The organism is Belnapia mucosa (assembly GCF_016775475.1).
GTDB lineage: Bacteria > Pseudomonadota > Alphaproteobacteria > Acetobacterales > Acetobacteraceae > Belnapia > Belnapia mucosa.
The window spans coordinates 48656-71205 of sequence record NZ_JAEUXJ010000016.1 but is presented as its reverse complement, the minus strand read 5'-3'; the positions used below and the strand labels follow the sequence as shown (position 1 = coordinate 71205).

The following is a 22550-nucleotide window of genomic DNA, read 5'->3' as shown; positions in this document are numbered from 1 at the left end:
GGCGGCCTTGTCTAATCGGCCTTGCAGGCGCCGCTCTCGCAGCGGTGATGTCGCCGGCGGCTTACCCTTCCGTCACAAGGGCGTTGCGCCGCGAAGATGGAGTTGGGGGACTTATGGCGGATCGACGGAGCGATGAGCCGAAGCTGGCGAAACGCGCAGCGCCACCGGCTGCGAAGCGCCGGGGCAAGGTTTCCGCCGCCCCACCGGCCGCCCCACCGGCCATCCTGCCGGACCCGGTCGTGCCCGATCCCGCCGAGACGGCCATGCCTGAGCCGGCTGCCGCGTCCGCCGCGCCGGAGGGCGTGGTCCCGGCCCCGACCGTCGCCGCCGCCCCGGTGACGCCCGAGCCGGAGCCCGCGCCGCAGGGCCCGCCCGTGCCGCGGCTCTACCTGCTGCATCCGCTGCTGATCGGCCCGCTGCCGGCCTGGGATTCGGCGCTGGAACGCGCCGCCTCGCTCGGCTTCGACGGCGTGCTGGTGCCGCCCGTCTTCGCCACCGGCAGCACTGGCAGCCTGTATCAGATCGCCGATCCGGATGCGGCGCATCCGCTGCTGCAATCGCCCGGCGACAGCGCCGCCCTGCTGGAGGCGCTGGCCGGCAAGGCACGCGCCCATGGCCTCGCCCTGCATCTCGACCTGGCGCTGGACCGCGTCGCCGCCGAGGGGCGCCTTGCCGCCGAGCATGCCGACTGGTTCGGCGGCCAGGGCAGCACCGGCCTGCCCGACCCGCGGCTCGACCCGCCCGACCGCAACATCCTCCGCGCCCGCTGGGAGGATGCGAGCGTGGCCGAGGCGCTGGGCGGCTGGTGGGAGGAACGGCTGCGCCGCTTCGTCGGCGCGGGCGTTGCCGGCTTCCGCTGCGATGCGCCGGCCGCGGTGCCTGCCGGCATCTGGCGCCGCATGACCGCGGCGCTGCCCGAGGCGCGCTTCATGGCCTGGACCGTCGGCATGCCGGCCGAGGCGCTGCCGCCGCTGGCCGATGCTGGCTTCAGCGCCACCTTCGACAGCCTCGCCTGGTGGGACCCGCGCGAGGGCTGGCTGGCCGAGGAGGCGGCGCGGCTCGCCGCCATCGCCCCGGCCATCGCCACGGTGGAGGCGCCCTTCGGCCCCCGCCTCGCCACCCGCGATCCCGATCTCGGCGCGGCGGAACGGGCGGCGCTGCGGCATCTGCGCCTTGCCGCCGGTATCGGCGCCGGGATGCTGGTGCCGATGGGCTTCGAGTATGGCGCCCGCCGGCCGCTCGACCCGGCGCAGGACCGGCCGGGCGACTGGGACTGGCTGGTGCGCCATGCGCCCTTCGACCTGACCTCCGCCATCCGCACCGCCAATGCCACCCTGGCGCGCCGGCGACTGGCGCCGGTCGATCTCCGCCCGCTGGCCGGGCCCGGCGGCGGGGCCGTGGCGCTGCTGCGGGCCGAGGGCGATGCGCGGCAGGCGCGGCGGGCCAGCCTCGTGCTCGCCAATCCCGACCTGCACCGTCCCGCCCGCATCGCCGCCACCAGCCTGATGCCCGGGGCCGGCGGCGCCTTCACCCGCTTCACCCCGAGCCTGCCCGATCATGGGCCGGATCTGGTGCCGGGCGGCGAGATCGCCCTGCAACCCGGCGAGGTCCGGCTGCTGGAGGCAGTGCCGCCCCAGCCCATCCGCCCAACCGGTGAGATCGATGCGGTGGCCGCCGCCCGCACCCCGCGCCTCGGCATCGAGGCGATCGAGCCGATGGTCGATGACGGTCGCTTCCCGGTGAAGCGCACGGTGGGCGAGATCGTCGAGGTCCGCTGCGACGTGATCTGCGACGGGCATGACAAGCTCGCCGCCGCCCTGCTCTGGCGCGCTGCCGACGAGGATACCTGGCGCGAGACCCGCCTCCGCCCGCTCGGCAATGACCGCTGGGCGGCGAGCTTCCCGCTCGAGCGCATGGGCCGCTACCTGTTTGCCGTCGAGGCCTGGCGCGACGCCTTCGCCACCTTCACCGATGAGCTGCAGAAGAAGCACAATGCCGGCGTGCCGGTTACGCTGGAGCTGGAGGAAGGCCGGCTGCTGGTCGAGGCCGCCGGGCAGCGTGCCGGCGGCGCGGTGGCCGCGCTGGCCGCGCGCCTCGCCACCGCGGAGGGGGCCGAGCGCCTCGCCCTGCTGCTGGCGCCGGAGACGACAGCGCTGATGGCCGAGGCCGATGACCGGCCCTTCCGCATCCGCAGCGCCGAGATCCCGCTGGAGGCCGAGCGCACCGGCGCCCGCTTCGCCAGCTGGTATGAGCTTTTCCCGCGCAGCCAGTCGGGCGATCCGACGCGGCACGGCACCTTCGACGATGTCATCCGCCAGCTGCCGCGCATCCGGCGGATGGGCTTCGACGTGCTGTATTTCCCGCCTATCCATCCGATCGGGAAGACCAACCGCAAGGGCCGCAACAACAGCCTGACGCCGGCCCCCGACGATCCCGGCAGCCCCTATGCCATCGGGTCGGAGGATGGCGGGCATGACGCGCTGCATCCCGAGCTCGGCACGCTGGAGGATTTCCGCCGGCTGGTGCGGGAGGCCTCGGCGCATGGGCTGGAGCTGGCGCTGGATTTCGCCATCCAGTGCAGCCCGGACCATCCCTGGCTGCGCGAGCACCGCGACTGGTTCGACTGGCGGCCGGACGGCTCGCTCCGCTATGCCGAGAACCCGCCGAAGAAATATGAGGACATCGTCAATGTCGATTTCTACAACGAGGGCGCCGTGCCCTCGCTGTGGATCGCGCTGCGCGACGTCGTGCGCTTCTGGTGCGAACAGGGGGTGCGGCTGTTCCGGGTGGACAACCCGCACACCAAGCCCTTCCCCTTCTGGGAATGGCTGATCGCGGATATCCGCGCCCGCCACCCGGATGCCGTCTTCCTGGCCGAGGCCTTCACCCGGCCCAAGGTCATGTATCGCCTGGCCAAGATCGGCTTCAGCCAGTCCTACACCTACTTCACTTGGCGCAACGAGAAGGCCGAGATCGAGGAATACCTGGAGGAGCTGACGACGACGGCGCCGAAGGATTTCTTCCGGCCGCATTTCTTCGTCAACACGCCGGATATCAACCCTATCTTTCTCCAGGGCTCCGGCCGGCCCGGCTTCCTGATCCGCGCCGCGCTGGCGACGACGCTCTCCGGCCTCTGGGGCATGGTGCAGGGCTATGAGTTCTGCGAGGCCCGCGCCATGCCGGGGAAGGAGGAATACCTGGACTCGGAGAAATACCAGCTCCGCTCCTGGCCCGAGCGCGCGCCCGGCGACATCGTCGAGGAGATCACCCGCCTGAATGCCATCCGCCGGGCGAACCCGGCCTTGCAGACCCAGATGGGTCTCACCTTCCACAATGCCTTCAACGACAATGTCCTCTGGTACCGCAAGGCGACGCCGGATCGGGAGAATTGCATCCTGGTCGCCGTCAGCCTCGACCCGCACCATGTCCAGCAGGCGGCGGTCGAGCTGCCGCTCTGGGAATGGGGCCTGCCCGATCATGCGGCGCTGGAGGCGGAGGATCTGATGCGCGGAAACCGCTTCACCTGGCAGGGCAAGATGCAGACGATCCGGCTTGATCCCGGCGAGCTTCCCTTCGGCATCTGGCGTGTCCGCCCGGCGGGGAGCGTCTAAATGAGCCTGCCCGAGGATCCGCACTGGTACCGCGACGCGGTCGTCTACCAGCTTCATGTCAAAAGCTTCTTCGACGCGAATGACGACGGCATCGGCGATTTTGCCGGGCTGCTGCAGAAGCTCGATTACATCGCCGAGCTCGGCGTCGACACGCTCTGGCTGCTGCCCTTCTATCCGAGCCCGCTGCGCGACGACGGCTACGACATCGCCGATTATCGCGGCGTCAACCCAAGCTATGGCAACATGCACGACGCCCGCCGCTTCGTGCGGGAAGCACATGCGCGGGGCCTGCGCGTCATCACCGAGCTGGTCATCAACCATACCAGCGACCAGCATCCCTGGTTCCAGCGCGCCCGCACGGCGAAGCCTGGCTCCACCGCGCGCGATTATTATGTCTGGTCCGACACCGACCAGAAGTACGACGGCACGCGCATCATCTTCCTCGACACCGAGAAGTCGAACTGGACCTGGGATCCGGAGGCCAAGGCCTATTTCTGGCACCGCTTCTACAGCCACCAGCCGGACCTGAATTTCGACAATCCGCGCGTTCTCGCCGAAGTCCTGAACGTGATGAAATACTGGCTGGATATCGGCGTGGACGGGCTGCGGCTCGATGCCGTGCCCTATCTGGTCGAGCGGGAAGGGACCAACAACGAGAACCTCTCCGAGACCCATGCGGTCCTGAAGACCATCCGCGGCAAGCTCGACCAGTCCTTCCCGGGGCGCATGCTGCTGGCCGAGGCCAACCAGTGGCCGGAGGACACGCAGCAGTATTTCGGCCAGGGCGACGAATGCCACATGGCCTTCCACTTCCCGCTGATGCCACGCATGTATATGGGCATCGCGCAGGAGGACCGCTTCCCGATCACCGATATCCTGCGCCAGACGCCGGATATCCCGGAAGGCTGCCAATGGGCCATCTTCCTCCGCAACCATGACGAGCTGACGCTCGAGATGGTGACGGACCGGGAACGCGACTATCTCTGGTCCACCTATGCCGCCGACAAGCGCGCGCGCATCAATCTCGGCATCCGCCGCCGCCTCGCCCCGCTGCTGCAGCGCGACCGCCGGCGGATCGAGCTGATGAACGGCCTGCTGCTGTCCATGCCCGGGACGCCCGTAATCTACTACGGCGACGAGATCGGCATGGGCGACAACATCTTCCTCCGCGACCGCGACGGCGTGCGCACCCCGATGCAGTGGTCGCCCGACCGCAATGGCGGATTCTCCAAGGCCGATCCGGCGGCGCTGGTCCTGCCGCCCTTGCAGGACCCGATCTACGGCTTCCAGGCGGTCAATGTCGAAGCCCAGTCGCGCGACCCGCATTCGCTGCTCAACTGGATGCGGCGCATGCTGGCGGTCCGCAAGCGCAGCCGCGCCTTCGGCCGCGGCGAGATGCGGCTGCTCTATCCCTCGAACCGCAAGGTCCTCGCCTATCTGCGGGAATTCGAGGACGACACCATCCTCTGCGTCTTCAACCTCTCCCGCGCGGCGCAGGCGGTGGAACTCGACCTCTCCGGCTCCGCCGGCCGCGTGCCGGTCGAGATGCTCGGCGGCACCAGCTTCCCGCCGATCGGCCAGCTGCCCTATCTGCTGACCCTGCCGCCCTATGGCTTCTACTGGTTCGTGCTCGCCACCGAGAAGGCCCTGCCGCCCTGGCATCAGCCCTCGCCCGAGCCGCTGCCGGATCTCCGAACCCTGGTCCTGAGGGCAGACGTGAAAGAACTTCTGGGTGCCGCCGTCAGGCGAGAGCTGGAACAGCTCGTCCTTCCCGAATACCTGCCGAAGCGGCGGTGGTTCGCCAGCAAGGGCGAGCGGATCGAATCCCTCCGCCTCGGCGCCATCGCCAGCCTGCCCGAGGCGAAGGGCGCGGTGGTGATGGCCGAGGTGGAGGTCGGCCTGCCCGGCCGCACCGAACGCTATGCCCTGCCGCTCGCGGGGGTGGAGGATGCCGAGGGCATTGGCCCGCTGGCGGCGCAGCTCGCCCTGTCGCGGCTGCGCCAGGTGCGGCGCGTCGGCTTCCTGACCGATGCCTTCGCTGATGACCGCATGCCGCCGGCCGTGCTGCATGGCATGCAGGCCGGCACGGTCCTGCCGACCGAGGAGGGCGAGATCCAGTTCCGCGCCACCTCCCGCCTCGCGGAGATCGCGCTGCCCGAGACGCCGGAGATCAGGCGCCTCTCGGCCGAGCAGTCGAACTCCTCGCTCATTTACGGTGAGCAGATCGTCCTGAAGATCATTCGCCGCATCAATCCCGGCATCCATCCGGAAGCCGAGATGACCCGCTACCTGACCGAGGCCGGCTTCGCCAATACCGCGCCGCTGCTGGGCGAGGTGGTGCGGATCGCCCCGGACGGGACGCCGCATACGCTGATGCTGGCCCAGGGTTTCGTCCGCAACCAGGGCGATGGCTGGGGCTGGACGCAGGACTGGCTGCAACGCGCGGTGGATGAGGCGGCGCTGACCGAGGATGCGCCGGAGGATGCCTTCGCCGGCTATCTCACCTTCGCCGAGGCGCTGGGCCGCCGGCTGGGCGAGCTGCATACCGCGCTCGCCCGCCCGACCGACAACCCCGACTTCGCCCCGGAACGGGCGACCGAGGCGGATCGCGCCGCTTGGGCGCGAGGCGCGCTGGAACAGCTCGACCCCGCGCTCGACCTGCTGGCCCGGCCGGGCCTGCCGGAGGATGTCGCGCCGCTCGCCGCCGCGCTGGTGGCGAAGCGCGATGCCCTGCACGCCGCGGCGGAGCGCCTGGCGCAATCCGCCGATGGCGCGCTGAAGACCCGGGTGCATGGCGATTTCCATCTCGGCCAGGTGCTGGTCGCCCAGGGCGATGCGGTGATCGTGGATTTCGAAGGCGAGCCGGCCCGCTCGCTCGAGGAGCGCCGCGCCAAGGGCAGCCCGCTCCGCGATGTCGCGGGGTTGCTGCGCAGCCTCGACTATGCCGCCTCGGTCGCCACCGCGACCGAGGCCTCGGGCGCCGCCACCGCGGCCCCGAGCGAGCGCCGCGCCGCGCTGTTCCAGCGCTGGCAGCGGGAATCGGCCGAGACCGTGCTGCGCGCCTATCGCGCGGTGGAGACGGCGGCGGAGAACCCATGGGTGCCGGAGGGCGCGGAGGCGGCGTTGCTCGACCTCTTCCTGCTCGAGAAGGCGGCCTATGAGATCCGCTACGAGGCGGCCAACCGCCCGGCCTGGATCGGCGTGCCGCTGCGCGGCCTGGCAGCCCTGGCCGAACGGATCGCCCGATGATCCCGGGGCTCGACTCCCTGGTCGCCGGGCGGCATGGCGACCCCTTCGCAATCCTTGGCCTGCATGGCGAGGAGATGCGGAGCTTCCAGCCGGGCGCGCTCGGCGTCACCGTCCTCGCGCGTGAGGGCGGCGAGGAGCTGGGCCGGCTGGAGCAGATCCATCCGGCGGGCGTCTTCGCCGGCCGCATCGCGCGGCAGGCGCCCTACCGGCTGCGGATCGAATGGCCGGGATCGGTGCAGGAGACGGAGGATCCCTATTCCTTCGGCCTGCTGCTCGGCGAGATGGACCTGCACCTCTTCGCCGAGGGCCGGCATTTCGAGCTGGCCAAGGTCTTCGGCGCCCAGGCCATGACGCTGGATGGCGTGGCCGGGGTGCGCTTCGCCCTCTGGGCGCCGAATGCGCAGCGCGTCTCGGTCGTCGGCGATTTCAACAACTGGGATGGCCGGCGCCATGCGATGCGGCTGCGGCGCGAGGCGGGCGTGTGGGAGCTGTTCATCCCGCGCCTCCGCCCCGGCATGGCCTACAAGTATGAGATCGTCGGGCCCGATGGCGGCACGCTGCCGCTGAAGGCCGATCCGGTCGCGACTCAGACCGAGCTGCCGCCCGACACCGCCTCCCGCATCGGCGACCCGACGCCCTTCCGCTGGACCGATGACGAATGGATGGCGAGCCGCCGGGCGCGGCAGGCCCCCGATGCGCCGATCTCGGTCTATGAGGTCCATGCGGGATCCTGGTGGCATGACGCCGCCGGCGGCTCGCCAGACTGGGACCGGCTGGCGGACCGGCTGATTCCCTATGTGCAGGGGATGGGCTTCACCCATCTCGAATTCATGCCCGTGATGGAGCATCCCTTCGGCGGTTCCTGGGGCTACCAGCCGCTCGGGATGTTCGCGCCGAGCGCCCGCTTCGGCTCGCCCATGGGCTTCGCCCGCTTTGTCGATCGCGCCCATGCGGCCGGGATCGGCATCATACTCGACTGGGTGCCGGCGCATTTCCCGACCGATGCGCATGGCCTCTACCGCTTCGATGGCACGCCGCTCTATGAGCATGCCGATCCGCGGGAGGGCTTCCACCGCGACTGGAACACCGCGATCTACAATCTCGGCCGCAACGAGGTGCGCGGCTTCATCCTCGCCAGCGCCATGCATTGGCTGGAGCACTACCATGTGGACGGGCTGCGCGTGGATGCGGTCGCCTCCATGCTCTACCGCGACTATTCGCGCCCGGCCGGCGAATGGATTCCGAACCGCTATGGCGGGCGGGAGAATCTGGAATCCGTCGCCTTCCTGCAGGAGATGAACGCCGTCATCGCCGAACGCTGCCCCGGCGCGATCACCATCGCCGAGGAAAGCACCGCCTGGCCCGGCGTGACCCGGCCGACACAGGAAGGCGGCCTCGGCTTCGACTACAAATGGAATATGGGCTGGATGCACGACACCCTCCATTACATCGAGGAGGATCCGGTCAACCGCCGCTACCACCATGACAGCATGACCTTCGGCCTGGTCTATGCGTGGAGCGAGAAATTCATCCTGCCGCTCAGCCATGACGAGGTGGTCTATGGCAAGGGCTCGCTTTTCGGGAAGATGCCGGGTGACCCGTGGCAGAAATTCGCCAATCTGCGCGCCTATCTCGCCTTCATGTGGACCCATCCCGGCAAGAAGCTGGTCTTCATGGGCATCGACATGGCCCAGCCGACGGAATGGAACCATGACCAGTCGCTGCCCTGGGGGCTGCTCGACGATGCGCGGCATCGCGGTATCCAGCGGCTGCTGCATGACCTGAACGCCGCCTATCGCGGCATCCCGGCCCTGCATCGCCAGGATGCCTCTCCGGAGGGGTTCCGCTGGGTGGTCGGCAACGACCGCGAGCAGAGCATCTTCGCCTGGCTGCGTTACGGAGCTGAGGGCGATCCGCCGGCGCTGGTGGTCTGCAACATGACCCCCGTGCCGCGGCATGGCTACCGGATCGGTGTCCCCGCCGGTGGCACCTGGCAGGAGGTCGTGAATACCGATGGCGCGGCCTATGGCGGCACGAATAACGGCAATGCCGGCTGGGTCGAGGCCGAGGCAATTCCAAGCCATGGCTTCGACCAGTCCTTTGCGCTCTTCCTGCCGCCGCTGGCCGCGCTCGTCCTGACGCGGCACGGCTGAGGATGCCGCCTGTCCCGACCCGGTTGCTGCCCGGCCGGCCGAATCCGCTGGGGGCGACATGGGACGGGCTGGGCGTCAATTTCGCGGTGTTCTCGGCCCATGCCGAGCGCATCGACCTCTGCCTGTTCGATCCGGCGGGCCGGCGGGAGATCGCCCGCCTGCCCCTGCCGGAATGCACCGACGAGGTCTGGCACGGCTACCTGCCGGAGGCGCAGCCGGGCCAGCTCTATGGCTTTCGCGCCCATGGCCCCTATGAGCCGCGCCACGGCCACCGCTTCAACCCGCATAAGCTGCTGCTCGATCCTTATACCAAGCAGCTCGCCGGCGAGGTGCGGTGGTCGGACGTGCTGTTCGGCTATCGCGTCGGCGCCGCCCGCGCGGATCTGAGCTTCGACCGGCGGGACAGTGCGCCGGCCATGCCGAAATCCGTCGTGGTGGATGACAGCTTCCACTGGGGCGACGACCGCTCGCCCTGCATCCCCTGGGACCGCACCGTCATCTATGAGGCGCATGTGCGGGGCCTGACCATGCTGCGCGAGGATATCGCGGTGCGCGAGCGGGGCACCTTCGCCGCCCTGGCCGATCCCCGCGTCATCGATCATCTCCAGCGCCTCGGCATCACCGCGATCGAGCTGCTGCCGGTCCAGGCCTTTCTCCAGGACCGCTTCCTCGTCGCCAAGGGGCTCAAGAATTACTGGGGATATTCGACGCTGGCCTTCTTCGCGCCCGAGCCGCGCTACATGGTCGAGCAGTGGATGCGGAACGAGGTGAAGGTCGCGGTGCGCCGGCTGCATGCGGCGGGGATCGAGGTCATCCTGGATGTGGTCTACAACCACACCTGCGAAGGCAGCGAGATGGGGCCGACCCTCTCCTGGCGCGGCCTCGACAATGCGTCCTACTACCGGCTGATGCCGGATGAGCCGCGCCACCACATCAACGATACCGGCACTGGCAACACCATCAATATCAGCCATCCGCGCGTGTTGCAGATGGTGCTCGACAGCCTGCGCTACTGGGTCGAGCAGTATCATGTCGATGGCTTCCGCTTCGATCTCGGCACCATCTTGGGGCGGGAGCCGGGCGGCTTCGATCCGGGCAGCGGCTTCTTCGATGCCATCCGCCAGGACCCCGTGCTCTCCCGCGTGAAGCTGATCTCGGAGCCCTGGGACATCGGCCCCGGCGGCTACCAAGTGGGCAACCACCCGCCCGGCTTCTCGGAATGGAATGACCGCTACCGCGACGGAGTCCGCCGCTTCTGGCGCGGCGATAGCGGCATGCGCAGCGACCTTGCCGCCCGCCTCACCGGCTCGGCCGAACTGTTCGATCGCCGCCGCCGCCGCCCCTGGGCCAGCGTGAATTTCCTCACCAGCCATGACGGCTTCACGCTGCACGACCTGAACGCCTACGAGCAGCGCCACAACGAGGCGAATGGCGAGTTCAACCGCGACGGCCATTCCGACAACCACAGCAACAACTGGGGCGTCGAGGGCGAGACGGACGACCCGGCCATCCGGGCGACGCGGCGTTCGGTGATGCGGGCGATGCTGGCGACGCTGCTCGCTTCGGCCGGCACGCCCATGCTGCTGGGCGGCGATGAATTCGCCCGCACCCAGCGCGGCAACAACAACGCCTATTGCCAGGACAACGAGGTCAGCTGGTTCGACTGGGCCAAGGCCCAGGGCGATGAAGGGCAGGCCCTCTGCCGCTTCACCGCCCGACTGATCGCGCTGCGCCACCGCCTGCCGCCGCTGCGCCCCGCGCGCTTCCTGCATGGCGGGGCGGAGGTGCGGCCGGGCCTCGCCGATATCGCCTGGTTCGACCAATTCGGCACGCCGATGACGCCGGAGGCCTGGAACGAGCCCGAGGCCCGCACGCTGATCCTGCGCCGCGCCACCGCGGCCGAGGATGGCAGCGTCGATGCGACGCTGCTGCTGCTGAATGCCGACAGCGCGGCGCAGGATTTCGCCATGCCGGACCCCCCGATGGACTGGTCCGTCCTGCTCGATACCGCCGCGCCGGAGGCCGAGGACTACCCGCTGACCGGCCGGACCATCCCGGTCGGTGCCCATTCCGTCCTATTGCTGGCGACAAGGTTGCCCCCCGCATGAGCACCACCACGACCACCTGGGGCACGACGCTCCTCGCCCCCGACCGGACGCGCTTCCGCCTCTGGGCGCCCGAGAGCGCCGAGGTCGCGCTGGAGATCGAGGGCCGCGCGCCCCAGCCCATGCAGGCCGCGGGGGAGGGGTGGTTCGAGGCCGAGGCCCCGGTCGGCGCCGGCGCCCGCTACCGCTTCCGCGTCTCGCCCGACCTGGCGGTGCCGGACCCGGCCTCGCGTCTCCAGGCCGGCGACGTGCATGATGCCTCGGTGGTGGTCGATCCCGCCGCCTATCGCTGGACGCACGCCGAATGGCGCGGCCGTCCCTGGCACGAGACGGTGCTCTATGAGGTCCATGCCGGCACCATGGGCGGTTTCGCCGGGGTGGAGGCCGCGCTGCCGCGGCTGAAGGAGCTAGGCGTCACTGCCATCGAGCTGATGCCGATCAATGATTTCCCCGGCCGCCGGAACTGGGGCTATGACGGCGTGCTGCCCTATGCGCCGGATACCGCCCTCGGCACGCCCGACCAGCTCCGCTCCCTGGTCGATGCGGCGCATGGCCTCGGGCTGATGATCTTCCTCGACGTGGTCTACAATCATTTCGGCCCGGACGGCGCCTATCTTCACGCCTATGCCAAGCGCTTCTTCGATGAGGGCATCCACACCCCCTGGGGCGCCGCGATCGACTTCAAGCAGGCCCCGGTCCGCGCCTTCTTTGAGGAGAATGCGCTGGCCTGGCTGCGCGACTACCGGATCGACGGGCTCCGCTTCGATGCGGTCCATGCGATCTCCGAAGCCGATTGGCTCGACACCCTTGCCACGCGCATCCGCGCGGAACTGCCCGACCGCCATATCCATCTGGTGCTGGAGAACGAGCGCAACGCCGCCCGCCACCTCCGGCCGCGCGGCGGCTTCGACGCGCAGTGGAACGATGACGGGCACAATATCCTGCACCCGCTGCTGACCGGCGAGCGCGAGGGCTACTACGAGGATTTCTGCGACAACGGCGCAGAAAAACTCGCCAAAGTCCTGGCCGAGGGCTTCCTCTTCCAGGGCCAGACATCCGGCCATCTCGGCGCCCCGCGCGGCGAGCCGAGCGCGGGCCTGCCCCCCACCGCCTTCGTGCTCTTCCTTCAAAACCACGACCAGATCGGCAACCGCGCCTTCGGCGAGCGGCTCCCGGCCATCAGCGACCCGCGCGCCCTCCAGGCCGCGACGGCGCTGCTGCTGCTCTGCCCGCAGATTCCGCTGCTCTTCATGGGCGAGGAATGGGGGGCGACGGCGCCCTTCCTGTTCTTCACCGACCATAATGCCGAGCTGGCGCCGCTGGTCACCCAGGGCCGGCGCAAGGAATTCGCCCATTTCGCCGCCTTCCAGGACCCCGCGAAGCGGGAGACCATCCCCGACCCGAATGCCGAGAGCACCTTCCGCGCCTCCATCCCGGACCCGGCGGAAGCCAGCCGCCCGCCGCATGACGCGATGCTCGCCCTCTATCGCCGGCTGCTGGCGCTGCGCCATGGCCGGATCGTGCCGCATCTGCCGGGCGCCAGCGCGCTCGGCGCCGAGGCGGTGGGCGAGGCGGCAGTGCTCGCCCGCTGGCGGCTGGGCAATGGCCAGATCCTGACCATCGCCACCAATCTCGGCGCCGGCGCGGCCCGCGCCATGGCGGAAGGCGAAACACTCTTCGAGAGCATGGCCGGTGCCGCCGGAACGCTCGCCACCGGCGAGCTGCCGCCGCGTTGCACGGTCGCGCTGCTCAGCCAAGGATGACCCCCATGAGTGCCGATGACCAATTGCGGGAGCTGGCTGAAGCCGCCGGCATCGCCACCACCTGGCGCGACGTGCATGGCGAGACGAAGGCGATCGCGCCGGAGACCATGCGCGCCGTGCTCGCCGCGCTCGGCCTGCCGGAGGATGCGGGCGAGGCGCGCAACCTGCTGCGTCAGCTCGATGGGCGGCTGCCGCCGCTGCTGACCATGACCATCGGGCCGGACGGCGTCGCCATCCCCGGCGCCCAGCCCGGGCATCGCTACGTCCTCCAGATCGAGGGCGGCGACCGCATCGAGGGACGGCTGGAGGAGGGTTGGGGCGGCGAGGCGCGACTGCCCGCCGTCTCCACCCCCGGCTATCACCGCCTGACCCTCGATGGCGGCCATGCCACCATCGCCGCCGCGCCGCCGCGCTGCGTCACGCTGAACGACCTGGATGCCGAGATCCATAACGGCGCCGCGCCCTGGGCGCTGGCGGCGCAGATTTATTCGCTGCGGCGGGGGGGCGATGGCGGCATCGGCGATTTCGGCGGCGTCGCGGCGCTGGCCCATGCGGCCGGACGGCGCGGCGCGACGGCGCTGGCGATCAGCCCGGCCCATGCGCTGTTCAGCGCCGATCCGAACAAATACGGCCCCTATGCCCCGTCCAGCCGCATCATGCTGAACGTGCTGCATGCCGATCCGGCCGCCGCGCTCGGCACCACGCCGCTGCTGCCGGCCGAGGATGCGCCTTTCATCGACTGGCCGCGGGCGGCCGCCGCCAAGCTCGCGCAGTTCCGCCTGCTGTTTGACGCTGCCGCCGACCATGAAGGCTTCGTCGATTTCCGGCGGGAGGCCGGCGGGGCGCTGGAGGACCATGCCCGGTTCGAGGCGCTGCATGCGCATCTCTATGGCCAATCCCCCGATCTCTGGCATTGGCGCAACTGGCCGGAGGAATTCCGCACGCCGCAGAGCCCCGGCGTGCAGCGCTTCGCCCGGGACAATCCGCGCGAGGTCGCCTTTCACGCCTTCTGCCAATGGCTGGCCGATGCCTCGCGCGGCGCGGCCCAGAGGGCGGCGCGGGAGGCGGGGATGCCGGTCGGGCTGATCGCCGATCTCGCCGTCGGCACGGATGGCGGCGGCAGCCATGCCTGGTCCCGCCAGCGGGAGATCCTGCCGGACCTTTCGGTCGGTGCCCCGCCCGACATCTTCTCCCCGCTCGGCCAGGATTGGGGCCTGACCGCCTTCTCGCCGCTGGAGATGCGGGCGGGCGGCTTCGGCGCCTTCATCGAGTTGCTGAAATCCACCTTCCGCCATGCCGGCGGGCTGCGCGTCGACCATGCCATGGGCTTGGCCCGGCTCTGGGTTGTGCCGCAGGGCCTCGGCCCGGAGGCCGGCGCCTATCTGCACTATCCCATGCACGACATGCTGCGCCTGCTGGCCCTGGAGTCGCATCGCCACCGGGCCATCGTCATCGGCGAGGATCTCGGCACCCTGCCGGAGGGCTTCCATGGCGAGATGGCCCGCGCCGGCATCCTCGGCATGCGCGTCCTCTGGTTCGAGCAGGAGCAGGATCACAGCTTCCGCCCGCCGCATGGCTGGTCGCCCGATGCCGCGGCGATGACCACGACCCATGACCTGCCGACCATCACCGGCTGGTGGCGCGGCCTCGATATCGGCTGGCGCGACCGGCTCGGCCTCTTCCCCGAGGCCGATACGGCCAAGCGGGAGCAGGCGCAGCGCGCCGAGGATCGCAGCGCCCTCTGGCGGGCCTTCCTCGAGAGTGGCGCCGCCACCGGCGACGAGCCCGCCCCCGACCAGGCCGAGGCGGTGGTGGAGGCGGCCATCGCCCATACCGCCAGCGCCGCCTGCACCCTGGCCATCCTGCCGATCGAGGATGCGCTCGCCCTGCCGGAACAGCCCAACCTGCCCGGCACGACCGAGGGCCATCCGAACTGGCAGCGCCGGATGCCCGGCGAGGCGGCGCATCTGCTGGACGACCCGGCCGTGTCGCGCCGGATCGAAATCCTCGCCCGCGCGAGGCCCAGGGGAGAGTGATCCTTGTGCCAGGGGCGCAATGTCACGGAACCGAACCCGGCCTGCCGCGTCCTCTGTCCGAACACCGCTGGCGGACGCGTTGACCGGGGCGGCCCTCGGCGCGCCCGGGGGACCGTCCGGGGAGTAATCGCCCTGTCCACGACCCTCGCCCGCCTGCCGGTTGCAGTGCTGGAGGTGGGATGAGCCGGATCGTCGTCGTCTCCAACCGTGTGCCCGTCCCCTCCGCCAATGGCGGCCAGGCCGGGGGGCTGGCGGTCGCGTTGCTCGGGCTGATGGAGCGCCGCGGCGGCCTCTGGTTCGGCTGGAGCGGGGCCGTGACCGAGGAAACCGGCCCTCCCGCCTTCGCCCAGCGCGGGTCGGTCGGCTATGCGACGCTCGACCTGACCGAGGCCGAGCATCGCGGCTACTACACCGGCTATTCCAATGGCGTGCTCTGGCCGATGCTGCATTCCCTGCCGCATCTGATGTCCTTCCGCCGCCAGGACCTGGATACCTATCGCCGGGTGAACCGCCGCTTCGCCGACAACCTCGCCCCCCTGCTGCGGGGCGATGACCGGATCTGGGTTCACGACTACCAGCTCTTCTCGCTACCCGGGGCGCTGCGGGGGCAGGGGGTGCGGAACCCGACCGGCTTCTTCCTGCATGTGCCCTTCCCGGCGCCCGATGGCGCGGCCGTCGCTCCCGGCATCCGCGGCCTGGTGCAGGATGTCCTGGCTTCCGACCTGATCGGCTTCCAGACCGCCACCGACCGGGACAATTTTGCCGCGACAGCCACGGAATTCGCCGGCGCCGCCCGCACCGGCGACCATGAGCTGGAACTGGGCGGCCGGCCCATCCGGCTCGGCATCTTCCCGGCCGAGATCGCGGCGCGGGAATTCGCCGCGACGGCGGCCAGCCAGGCGGCGCTGGAGCCGGCCCGGCTGCTCGCGCGCTCGATCCAGGGCCAGTCCCTGCTGCTCGGCATCGACCGGCTGGACCCGACCAAGGGCCTGCCGGAGCGGCTGGAGGCCTTCCGCCGCGTCATCGCCCGCCGCACGCCCCGCAGCGCCACCATGTTGCAGATTGCCGCCCCCTCGCGCGAGGAGGTGGCCGCCTATCGCAAGCTGCGGCAGGAGGTGGACAGCGCCGCGGGCTGCATCAACAGCGAATTCGGCGAGCCGGACTGGCTGCCGCTGCGCCTGCTGGCCCGGCCGCAGGCCCGCGACACCGTGGCGGGCTTCATGCGCCTCGCCAAGGTCGGGGTGGTGACGCCGCTGCGGGACGGGATGAACCTGGTCGCCAAGGAATATATCGCGGCCCAGGACCCGAGCGACCCCGGCGTGCTGGTCCTCTCGCGCTTCGCCGGCGCCGCCGCCCAGCTCTCCTCCGCCCTGCTGGTCAACCCGCATGACGCCGAGGGGATGGCCGAGGCGCTGGCCTGCGCCCTCGACATGCCGCTCGCCGAGCGGCGGGACCGCTGGCAGCAGGCCTGGGAGGCCATCGCCGGCGCCTCGCCCGAAGGCTGGGGCGAGGATTTCCTCCGCGCCCTCGCCCCCGGCGACCTTGCCGCGCTGCCTGCCGCGGGTAGCGCCTAGCCCAAGGCCATGCCAACCTGACCCTCGGGACTCCGGCGCAATGACGCCGGCGGATCGGGGGAGGAGAGGTCATGGCTGCATGGATCACCCGCAGGGGTGCCATCCTCGGCGGCGCGCTGCTCGCGGCGCCCGCCATTGCGCGGGCACAGGGCGCCAGGGCGCTCCGCTTCGGCCATGTCCAGCCGCCCGAGGGCGAGATCAACCGCGGCATCCTCCGCGCCGCGGAGCTGCTGCGGGAACGCTCCGGCGGGCGGCTGCGGATCGATAATTTCCCCTCCTCCCAGCTCGGCGGCGAGCGGGACATGCTGAGCCAGGTCTCCTCCGGCACCCTCGATCTCTGCATCACCGGGCCGGGCGTGCTGGGTTCCTGGGTGCGGCCGCTCTCGATCCTGGAGAGCCCGTTCCTCACCAGCGACTTTGCCCAGCTGCAGAAGATGTTCGAGCATCCCGCGGTGCAGGCGATGCGCCGCCAGCTCGCCGAGCAGCGGAGCATGCGTGTGCTCGGTCCCTGGTATTACGGCACCCGCCACCTCACCACGCGGGACCGCCCGGTGCGCCAGCCGGAGGACCTGAAGGGCCTCAAGATCCGCGTGCCGGAGGCGCCGCTCTTCCTCGACATGATGCGGACGCTGGGCGCCGCGCCGACGCCGATGTCGCTCGGCGAGGTCTATCTCTCGCTGCAGACCGGCGTCATCGACGGGCAGGAGAACCCGCTGCCGACCATCGCCGCCAACAAGTTCATGGAAGTCCAGAAATACGTGAACCTGACCGGGCATATCCTGGTCCCGCTGGTGCCGGTGCTGAGCGAGCAGAGCTGGACCGCGCTGCCGCCGGCCGACCGCGAGCTGCTGATCGCGGCGCTCGCCGAGGGCGGGGCGCTCGGCGGCCAGCTGACGCGGGAGAGCGAGCAGCGCCTGCGCGGCGAGTTCGAGGCGCGCGGCACCAGCTTCATCGACAGCGACCGCCCGGCCTTCCAGCGTGCCCTGGCGCCGATGTTCGCCCGTTACGAGGAGGTCTGGGGCCGCGGCGTCCATGCGGCGCTGCAGGCGCTGTGAGGCTGCTGCGCCGGGCCGATGAGGCCATCTCGGTCCTGCTCGGCGTGCTGCTCTTCGGCGTGCTGATCTGGCAGGTGGTGACGCGCTACCTGCTCGGCGACCCGAGCGCCTATTCCGAGGAAGCGGCGCGCTACCTCTATGTCGGCGTGGTCTTCTTCGGCGCCGCGGCGGCGATCGGCGACCGCAGCCATATCGGCATGCCCTTCCTGGTGGAACGCCTCTCGCCCGGCCCGCGCCTCGTCGCCTCGCTTTTCACCCAGGCGCTGACCTTGGCCTTCTGCACCGCCATCATCCTCTGGGGCTGGCGCGCCGCCGCCCGCGAATGGGACTTGCCGAGCATGGCGATGGAAATCCCGACCGGGCTGGTGCTCGGCATCATCCCCGTCACCGCCGCCATCATGGCGCTGCGCACGGTGTTCTGCATGGCGGAGGATATCCGCGCCTTCCGCCGCGGCGAGGTGCTGACCGCCTCCGCCGCCCGGGATTTCTGAGGGATGCTCGGCTTCTTCGGGGCCTGGCTCGGGCTGGTGGTGCTGGCCCAGCCGGTGGCCTTCGCGCTGGGCGTCGTCGCGGTCGGCTGGCTGATGCTGGAAGGCGCACCGATGATCACGGCGCCGCAGCGGCTGATGGCGGGGGCGGATAATTTCGCCCTGCTGGCGGTGCCCTTCTTCGTCCTCGCCGGCAATCTGATGAACACCTCCGGCGTGACGGACCGCATCTATGGCTTCGCCTCCGCCATGGTCGGCCATTTCCGCGGCGGGCTGGGACATGTGAACATCCTCGGCTCCATCATCTTCTCCGGCATGTCGGGCAGCGCCGTCGCCGATGCCGGTGGACTCGGCGCGCTCGAGATCAAGGCCATGGTGAAGGAGGGCTACCGGCCGGAATTCGCCGGCGCCTTGACCGCGGCCTCCTGCGTGGTGGGGCCGATCATCCCGCCCTCCATCCCGCTCGTGCTCTATGCGGTGATCTCCAACACCTCGATCGGCCGGCTCTTCCTCGGCGGCATCATCCCCGGCCTCGTCATCGGCGCGGCGCTGATGGCCTATGTCTGGTATGTCGCGGGGAAGGAGGGTTTCCCGCGCGGCCGCCGCCATAGCTGGGCGGAACGCGGCCAGGCCGCCGCCCGCGCCTTCCTGCCGCTGCTGACGCCGGCGATCATCCTCGGCGGCATGTTCGGCGGCATCTTCACCGCGACCGAGGCCGCCGCCGTCGCCGCCCTCTATGCCCTGCTGCTCGGCACGCTGGTCTATCGCGAGATCGGCTGGCGCCAGCTCGTGCAGGTCTTCCGCGAGAGCATGAACACCACCGCGACCGTCGCCTTCATCGTCTGCGCTGCGACCCTCTTCAACTGGGTCCTGGCGCGGGAGAGGGTGCCGCAGCAGGTGGCGGAACTCCTGCTCGGCGTCACCACGGACCCGATGGTGATGCTGCTGCTGATCAACCTGCTGCTCTTCTTCCTCGGCATGTTCATGGAAGCGCTGGCGATCATGGTGCTGACCGTGCCGGTGCTGATGCCGGTGGTGACGCAGCTCGGCATCGACCCGGTGCATTTCGGCATGGTCATCACACTGAACCTGATGCTCGGCCTGCTGCACCCGCCGATGGGCATCGGCCTCTTCGTCGTGGCGAAGGTCGGCAACATCCCCTATGGCAAGCTGGCCTGGGCGACGCTGCCCTTCTTCATCCCGCTGATCGGCGCGCTGGTGCTGCTGACCGTCTTCCCACAGATCACCCTGATCCTGCCCGACCTGGTCTATGGCCCGCCGCGGTAGCGGCCGATCAGCCAGGCGATCAGCGCCTCCTCCTCGCCGGCCGGCAGGAAGGCATTGGCCGGCACCTGCAAGCCGCAATTGCGGATATGCGAGAGCAGCGCCGCAGCCACCGACCCCGCCGCCTGGCTGCGCGCGAAGGAGCCCTGGAAGCCGGTGACCTTGGCCATGGTGATGGCGCTCGCGGTGCGCGTCCGGGGCTGGCCGCCCCTGTTCGCCTCCACCTTCTCCGTGGTGCTGCCGACGAGGCTGTTGGAGCGGCGATCGACCGGCACCACCCGCACCAGCACCCAGCCGCGCCGGGCCGCCGCCGTTTCGGGGAAGAGGTGGTCCACCGCCAGCGGCCGCCCGCCGAGGCTAGAGGGAACGTCGGACATACCGAGCAAGCCGCAGAACCGCGCCCAACGGGCGGCATAGCGGCCGCTGCCGCCTTCCTTCTCCTCGGGCCTCACCCAGAGCTGCGGCCGGCCCTGCCGGTCCCGCCGCATCAGCGCCTCACCCGGCGCCACATCGCCGAGCGGCGACCAGCCCCCGCCGCCACCTGGCCAGCGCGGATCGGCCAGCTTGTCGAGCCAGGTGAGGTCGGGCAGGGCGATATAGGCGATGTTCGGGCTGGCGAGCCATTCATCGACCAGGGCCTGCCACTGGGTGCGGAGGAAATCGGCATAGGTCATGCTGTATGCTGCCCCGCCGGCAGAGATGTTTTCAACCGTCCCGAGGCTTGCCCGCCTCGCGCGCGGCGCGCCAAGCTGCCCGGGTGCGAGGAGGGTGGGGCGATGGCCGACTATGATCTGGTGGTGCGGGGCGGGCAGGTCGCCAGCGGCTTCGGCACCATGCGCTGCGATATCGGCATCCGCGGCGGCCGGATCGCGGCGCTGGCCGATCGCATCACCGATGGCGCGGCGGTGCTCGATGCCGGCGGGCTGCTGGTGCTGCCGGGCGGCGTCGACAGCCACTGCCATATCGAGGAGCCGGCCCGTGGCGGCTATGTCGGCACCGGCGGCGACCTCGCCGTGACGGTGAACGAGGAGAGCTTCCGCACCGCCAGCACCTCCGCCTTCGCCGGCGGCACCACCAGCGTCGTCTGCTTCGTCCCGCAATGGAAGGGCGAGGGCATCCTGCCCCGTGTGGCGGATTACGAGCAGCGCGCGGCGAAGGGCATGCTCGACTACTCCTTCCACCAGATCATCAGCGACCCGACCGATGAGGTGCTGGAGCGCGAGGTGCCACAGATCGTCGCCAAGGGCATCCGCAGCCTCAAGGTCTTCCTCACCTATGAGCCGCTGCATCTCAGCGACGAGCAATTCCTGAAGGTGCTGGTGACGGCGCGGCGGCATGGCTGCCTCGTCACCGTGCATTGCGAGAATTACGCCGCCATCAAGTGGCGCACCGAGATGCTGCTGCGCGCCGGCATGACCGCGCCGAAATACCATGCCTGGTCGCGCCCCATCGTCGTCGAGCGGGAGGCGACGCACCGCGCCATCGCCCTCGCCGAGCTGGTGGACCAGCCGATCCAGGTCTTCCATGTGAGCTGCGCCGAGGCGGCGGAGGAGATCGCCCGCGCGCAGCATCGCGGCCTCAAGGTCTGGGGTGAGACCTGCCCGCAATATCTGACGCTGACGGCGGCCGACATGGACCGCCCGGGCTTCGAGGGCGCGGCCTATATGTGCTCGCCGAGCCCGCGCACGGTGGAGGAGCAGGGCCGCGTCTGGGAGATGATCCGCCGCGGCACGCTCGACATCGTCTCCTCCGACCATTGCGGCTTCTCGATGGGAGGCGAGGCGGGCAAGGCCGTGAGCGGCCGCGACGCCCCCTTCCGCGACATCCCGAACGGCATCCCCGGCCTCGCCGCGCGGCTGCCGATCCTGTTCAGCGAGGGCGTCTCCAAGGGCCGCATCAGCCTCGAGCATTTCGTCCGGCTGACCGCGACCAATCCGGCGCGGCTGATGGGCCTCGCCCCGCGCAAGGGCGTCATCGCCATCGGCGCGGATGCCGACCTCGCGCTCTGGGACCCGAAGAAGCGGGTCACCATCGCCAACCCGCTGATGCAGCACGCCATCGACTACACGCCCTATGAGGGGCTGGAGGTCACCGGCTGGCCGGTGGCGACAATCCGCCGCGGCGAGGTGGTGATGCGCGACGGCGTGGTGCAGGCCGAGCCGGGCACCGGCCAGTTCCTGCCACGCGCGCCCTACGACTTCATCGCCCCGCGCGGCGTGCTGGCGGATGGTTTCGACGCCGCGCCCCGCGCATGATCCCGATCGAGCCCGACTACACCGCTTACGATGCCGGGGACGAGCCCTAGCGCATCGCCCGGCTGATCCGCACCGATGGAAGGGTGCGGGAGCTGCTGCGGATCCTGACGCCCGAGGCTGTGGAGGGCGAGACTATCCCCTGGCCGCTCGATTCGATTTTGGTCGAGCCCTAGCCATCCTCGACGGCCGGCCGGCCCGTCACGAAGCGCCAGTGATGCCAGAGTAGCCGTGCAGCGAGGGACCGCCAGGGCGCCCAGCCCCGCGCCAGGGCCGCCAGCGCCTTCGGCCCCGGCCGCGCCGGCAGGCCGAGCAGATGCGCCGCACTCGCCGCCAGCGCCAGGTCGCCGGAGGGGAAGACATCCGGCCGCTGCTCGGCAAAGAGCAGGTGGATCTCCGCCGTCCAGGGCCCGAGCCCCTTCACCGCAGCGATATGCGCGACCGCCGCCTCGGTCTCCATCCCCGGTAGCGCCGCGAAATCCAACCGCCCGTCGAGGCAGGCGGTGGCGAGCGAGCGGGCATGCGCCGCCTTGGGCCGCGACAGGCCCGCCACGCCGCAGAGCACCGCATCCTCCATCGCCAGCAGCCCGGCGGGGTCCAGCGCGCCCGGCAGGGCCGAAAGCCGCCACCAGATAGCCGCCGCCGCCTGGTTGCTGATCTGCTGGCCGCAGATGGCCCGCAGCAGGCCGGGAAAGCCGGGTTGCCGGGTGCGCCAGGGCAGGGGGCCTGCCACCGCCTCGATGCCCGCGAGGCGCGGGTCGGCCTCAGTCAGGACGCGCAGCCCCTCCCGTGCCCAGTCGGGCGGGGTGGGGAAGGGGGGCGGCGGGGATGATGCAGGGGGGGAGGCCATCCCCGCCGCCTATAGCCGATCCACGCCCCGGTGGGGCAGAGGCGCGCCGACCCCGTGAAGCTGGACCCGCCATGTTGCCGGCGGAAGGTGCCTTCCGTGTTGAATTGCAACGGCCTGCAACGGCCCGGCG

The 22550-nt window shown here is 70.5% G+C and carries 13 protein-coding genes; 11 read left to right on the top strand and 2 right to left on the bottom strand.

Annotation, left to right across the window (positions count from 1 at the left end):
• The first annotated feature begins 113 nt into the window (after nt 1–113).
• The 10 genes from JMJ55_RS24985 (at nt 114) to JMJ55_RS24940 (ending at nt 19321) form a co-directional block, all read left to right on the top strand.
• On the top strand, nt 114–3611 hold the full coding sequence (locus tag JMJ55_RS24985) for a maltotransferase domain-containing protein (RefSeq protein ID WP_236034022.1): 3498 nt from the start codon (nt 114–116) through the stop codon (nt 3609–3611).
• The gene (treS, locus tag JMJ55_RS24980; RefSeq protein WP_202828336.1) at nt 3612–6860 is read left to right on the top strand and encodes a maltose alpha-D-glucosyltransferase; all 3249 of its coding nucleotides are present in this window, start codon (nt 3612–3614) and stop codon (nt 6858–6860) included.
• Nucleotides 6857–9013 (top strand): 1,4-alpha-glucan branching protein GlgB, encoded by a 2157-nt coding sequence (gene glgB / locus JMJ55_RS24975; protein WP_202828335.1) that lies wholly within the window; start codon nt 6857–6859, stop codon nt 9011–9013. The genes treS and glgB overlap by 4 nt, the downstream gene beginning before the upstream one ends.
• Before the next feature lie 2 nt (nt 9014–9015).
• Complete coding sequence (gene glgX / locus JMJ55_RS24970) at nt 9016–11121, top strand: glycogen debranching protein GlgX (RefSeq protein ID WP_202828334.1); 2106 nt, start codon at nt 9016–9018, stop codon at nt 11119–11121.
• Entirely contained in the window at nt 11118–12881 is a 1764-nt protein-coding gene (gene treZ, locus JMJ55_RS24965; RefSeq protein WP_202828333.1) for a malto-oligosyltrehalose trehalohydrolase, read from the top strand. The genes glgX and treZ overlap by 4 nt, the downstream gene beginning before the upstream one ends.
• A 5-nt stretch (nt 12882–12886) precedes the next feature.
• Nucleotides 12887–14917: a 4-alpha-glucanotransferase gene (gene malQ, locus JMJ55_RS24960; protein WP_202828332.1), complete on the top strand. Its 2031-nt coding sequence runs from the start codon at nt 12887–12889 to the stop codon at nt 14915–14917.
• Between the two features lie 179 nt (nt 14918–15096).
• Nucleotides 15097–16491: an alpha,alpha-trehalose-phosphate synthase (UDP-forming) gene (locus JMJ55_RS24955; protein ID WP_202828331.1), complete on the top strand. Its 1395-nt coding sequence runs from the start codon at nt 15097–15099 to the stop codon at nt 16489–16491.
• A 71-nt stretch (nt 16492–16562) separates the two neighbouring features.
• On the top strand, nt 16563–17546 hold the full coding sequence (locus JMJ55_RS24950; protein ID WP_202828330.1) for a sialic acid TRAP transporter substrate-binding protein SiaP: 984 nt from the start codon (nt 16563–16565) through the stop codon (nt 17544–17546).
• Entirely contained in the window at nt 17543–18037 is a 495-nt protein-coding gene (locus JMJ55_RS24945; protein WP_202828329.1) for a TRAP transporter small permease, read from the top strand. Before JMJ55_RS24950 ends, JMJ55_RS24945 begins: the two co-directional genes overlap by 4 nt.
• Before the next feature lie 3 nt (nt 18038–18040).
• Nucleotides 18041–19321, top strand: a complete 1281-nt coding sequence (locus tag JMJ55_RS24940; RefSeq protein WP_202828328.1) for a TRAP transporter large permease — start codon at nt 18041–18043, stop codon at nt 19319–19321.
• Here the strand turns inward: JMJ55_RS24940 and JMJ55_RS24935 are convergent.
• On the bottom strand, nt 19303–19992 hold the full coding sequence (locus tag JMJ55_RS24935; RefSeq protein ID WP_202828327.1) for a hypothetical protein: 690 nt from the start codon (nt 19990–19992) through the stop codon (nt 19303–19305). The two genes, JMJ55_RS24940 and JMJ55_RS24935, sit on opposite strands and share 19 nt — an antisense overlap.
• A gap of 102 nt (nt 19993–20094) precedes the next feature.
• Here JMJ55_RS24935 and hydA point away from each other — a divergent pair, with 102 nt between their 5' ends.
• A complete protein-coding gene (gene hydA / locus JMJ55_RS24930; protein WP_202828326.1) occupies nt 20095–21573 on the top strand; it encodes a dihydropyrimidinase in 1479 nt (492 codons plus the stop codon).
• 169 nt (nt 21574–21742) lie between these two features.
• On the opposite strand, the gene JMJ55_RS24925 is transcribed toward hydA, so the two are convergent.
• Nucleotides 21743–22420 (bottom strand): DNA-3-methyladenine glycosylase family protein, encoded by a 678-nt coding sequence (locus tag JMJ55_RS24925; RefSeq protein ID WP_202828325.1) that lies wholly within the window; start codon nt 22418–22420, stop codon nt 21743–21745.
• Nucleotides 22421–22550 lie beyond the last annotated feature (130 nt).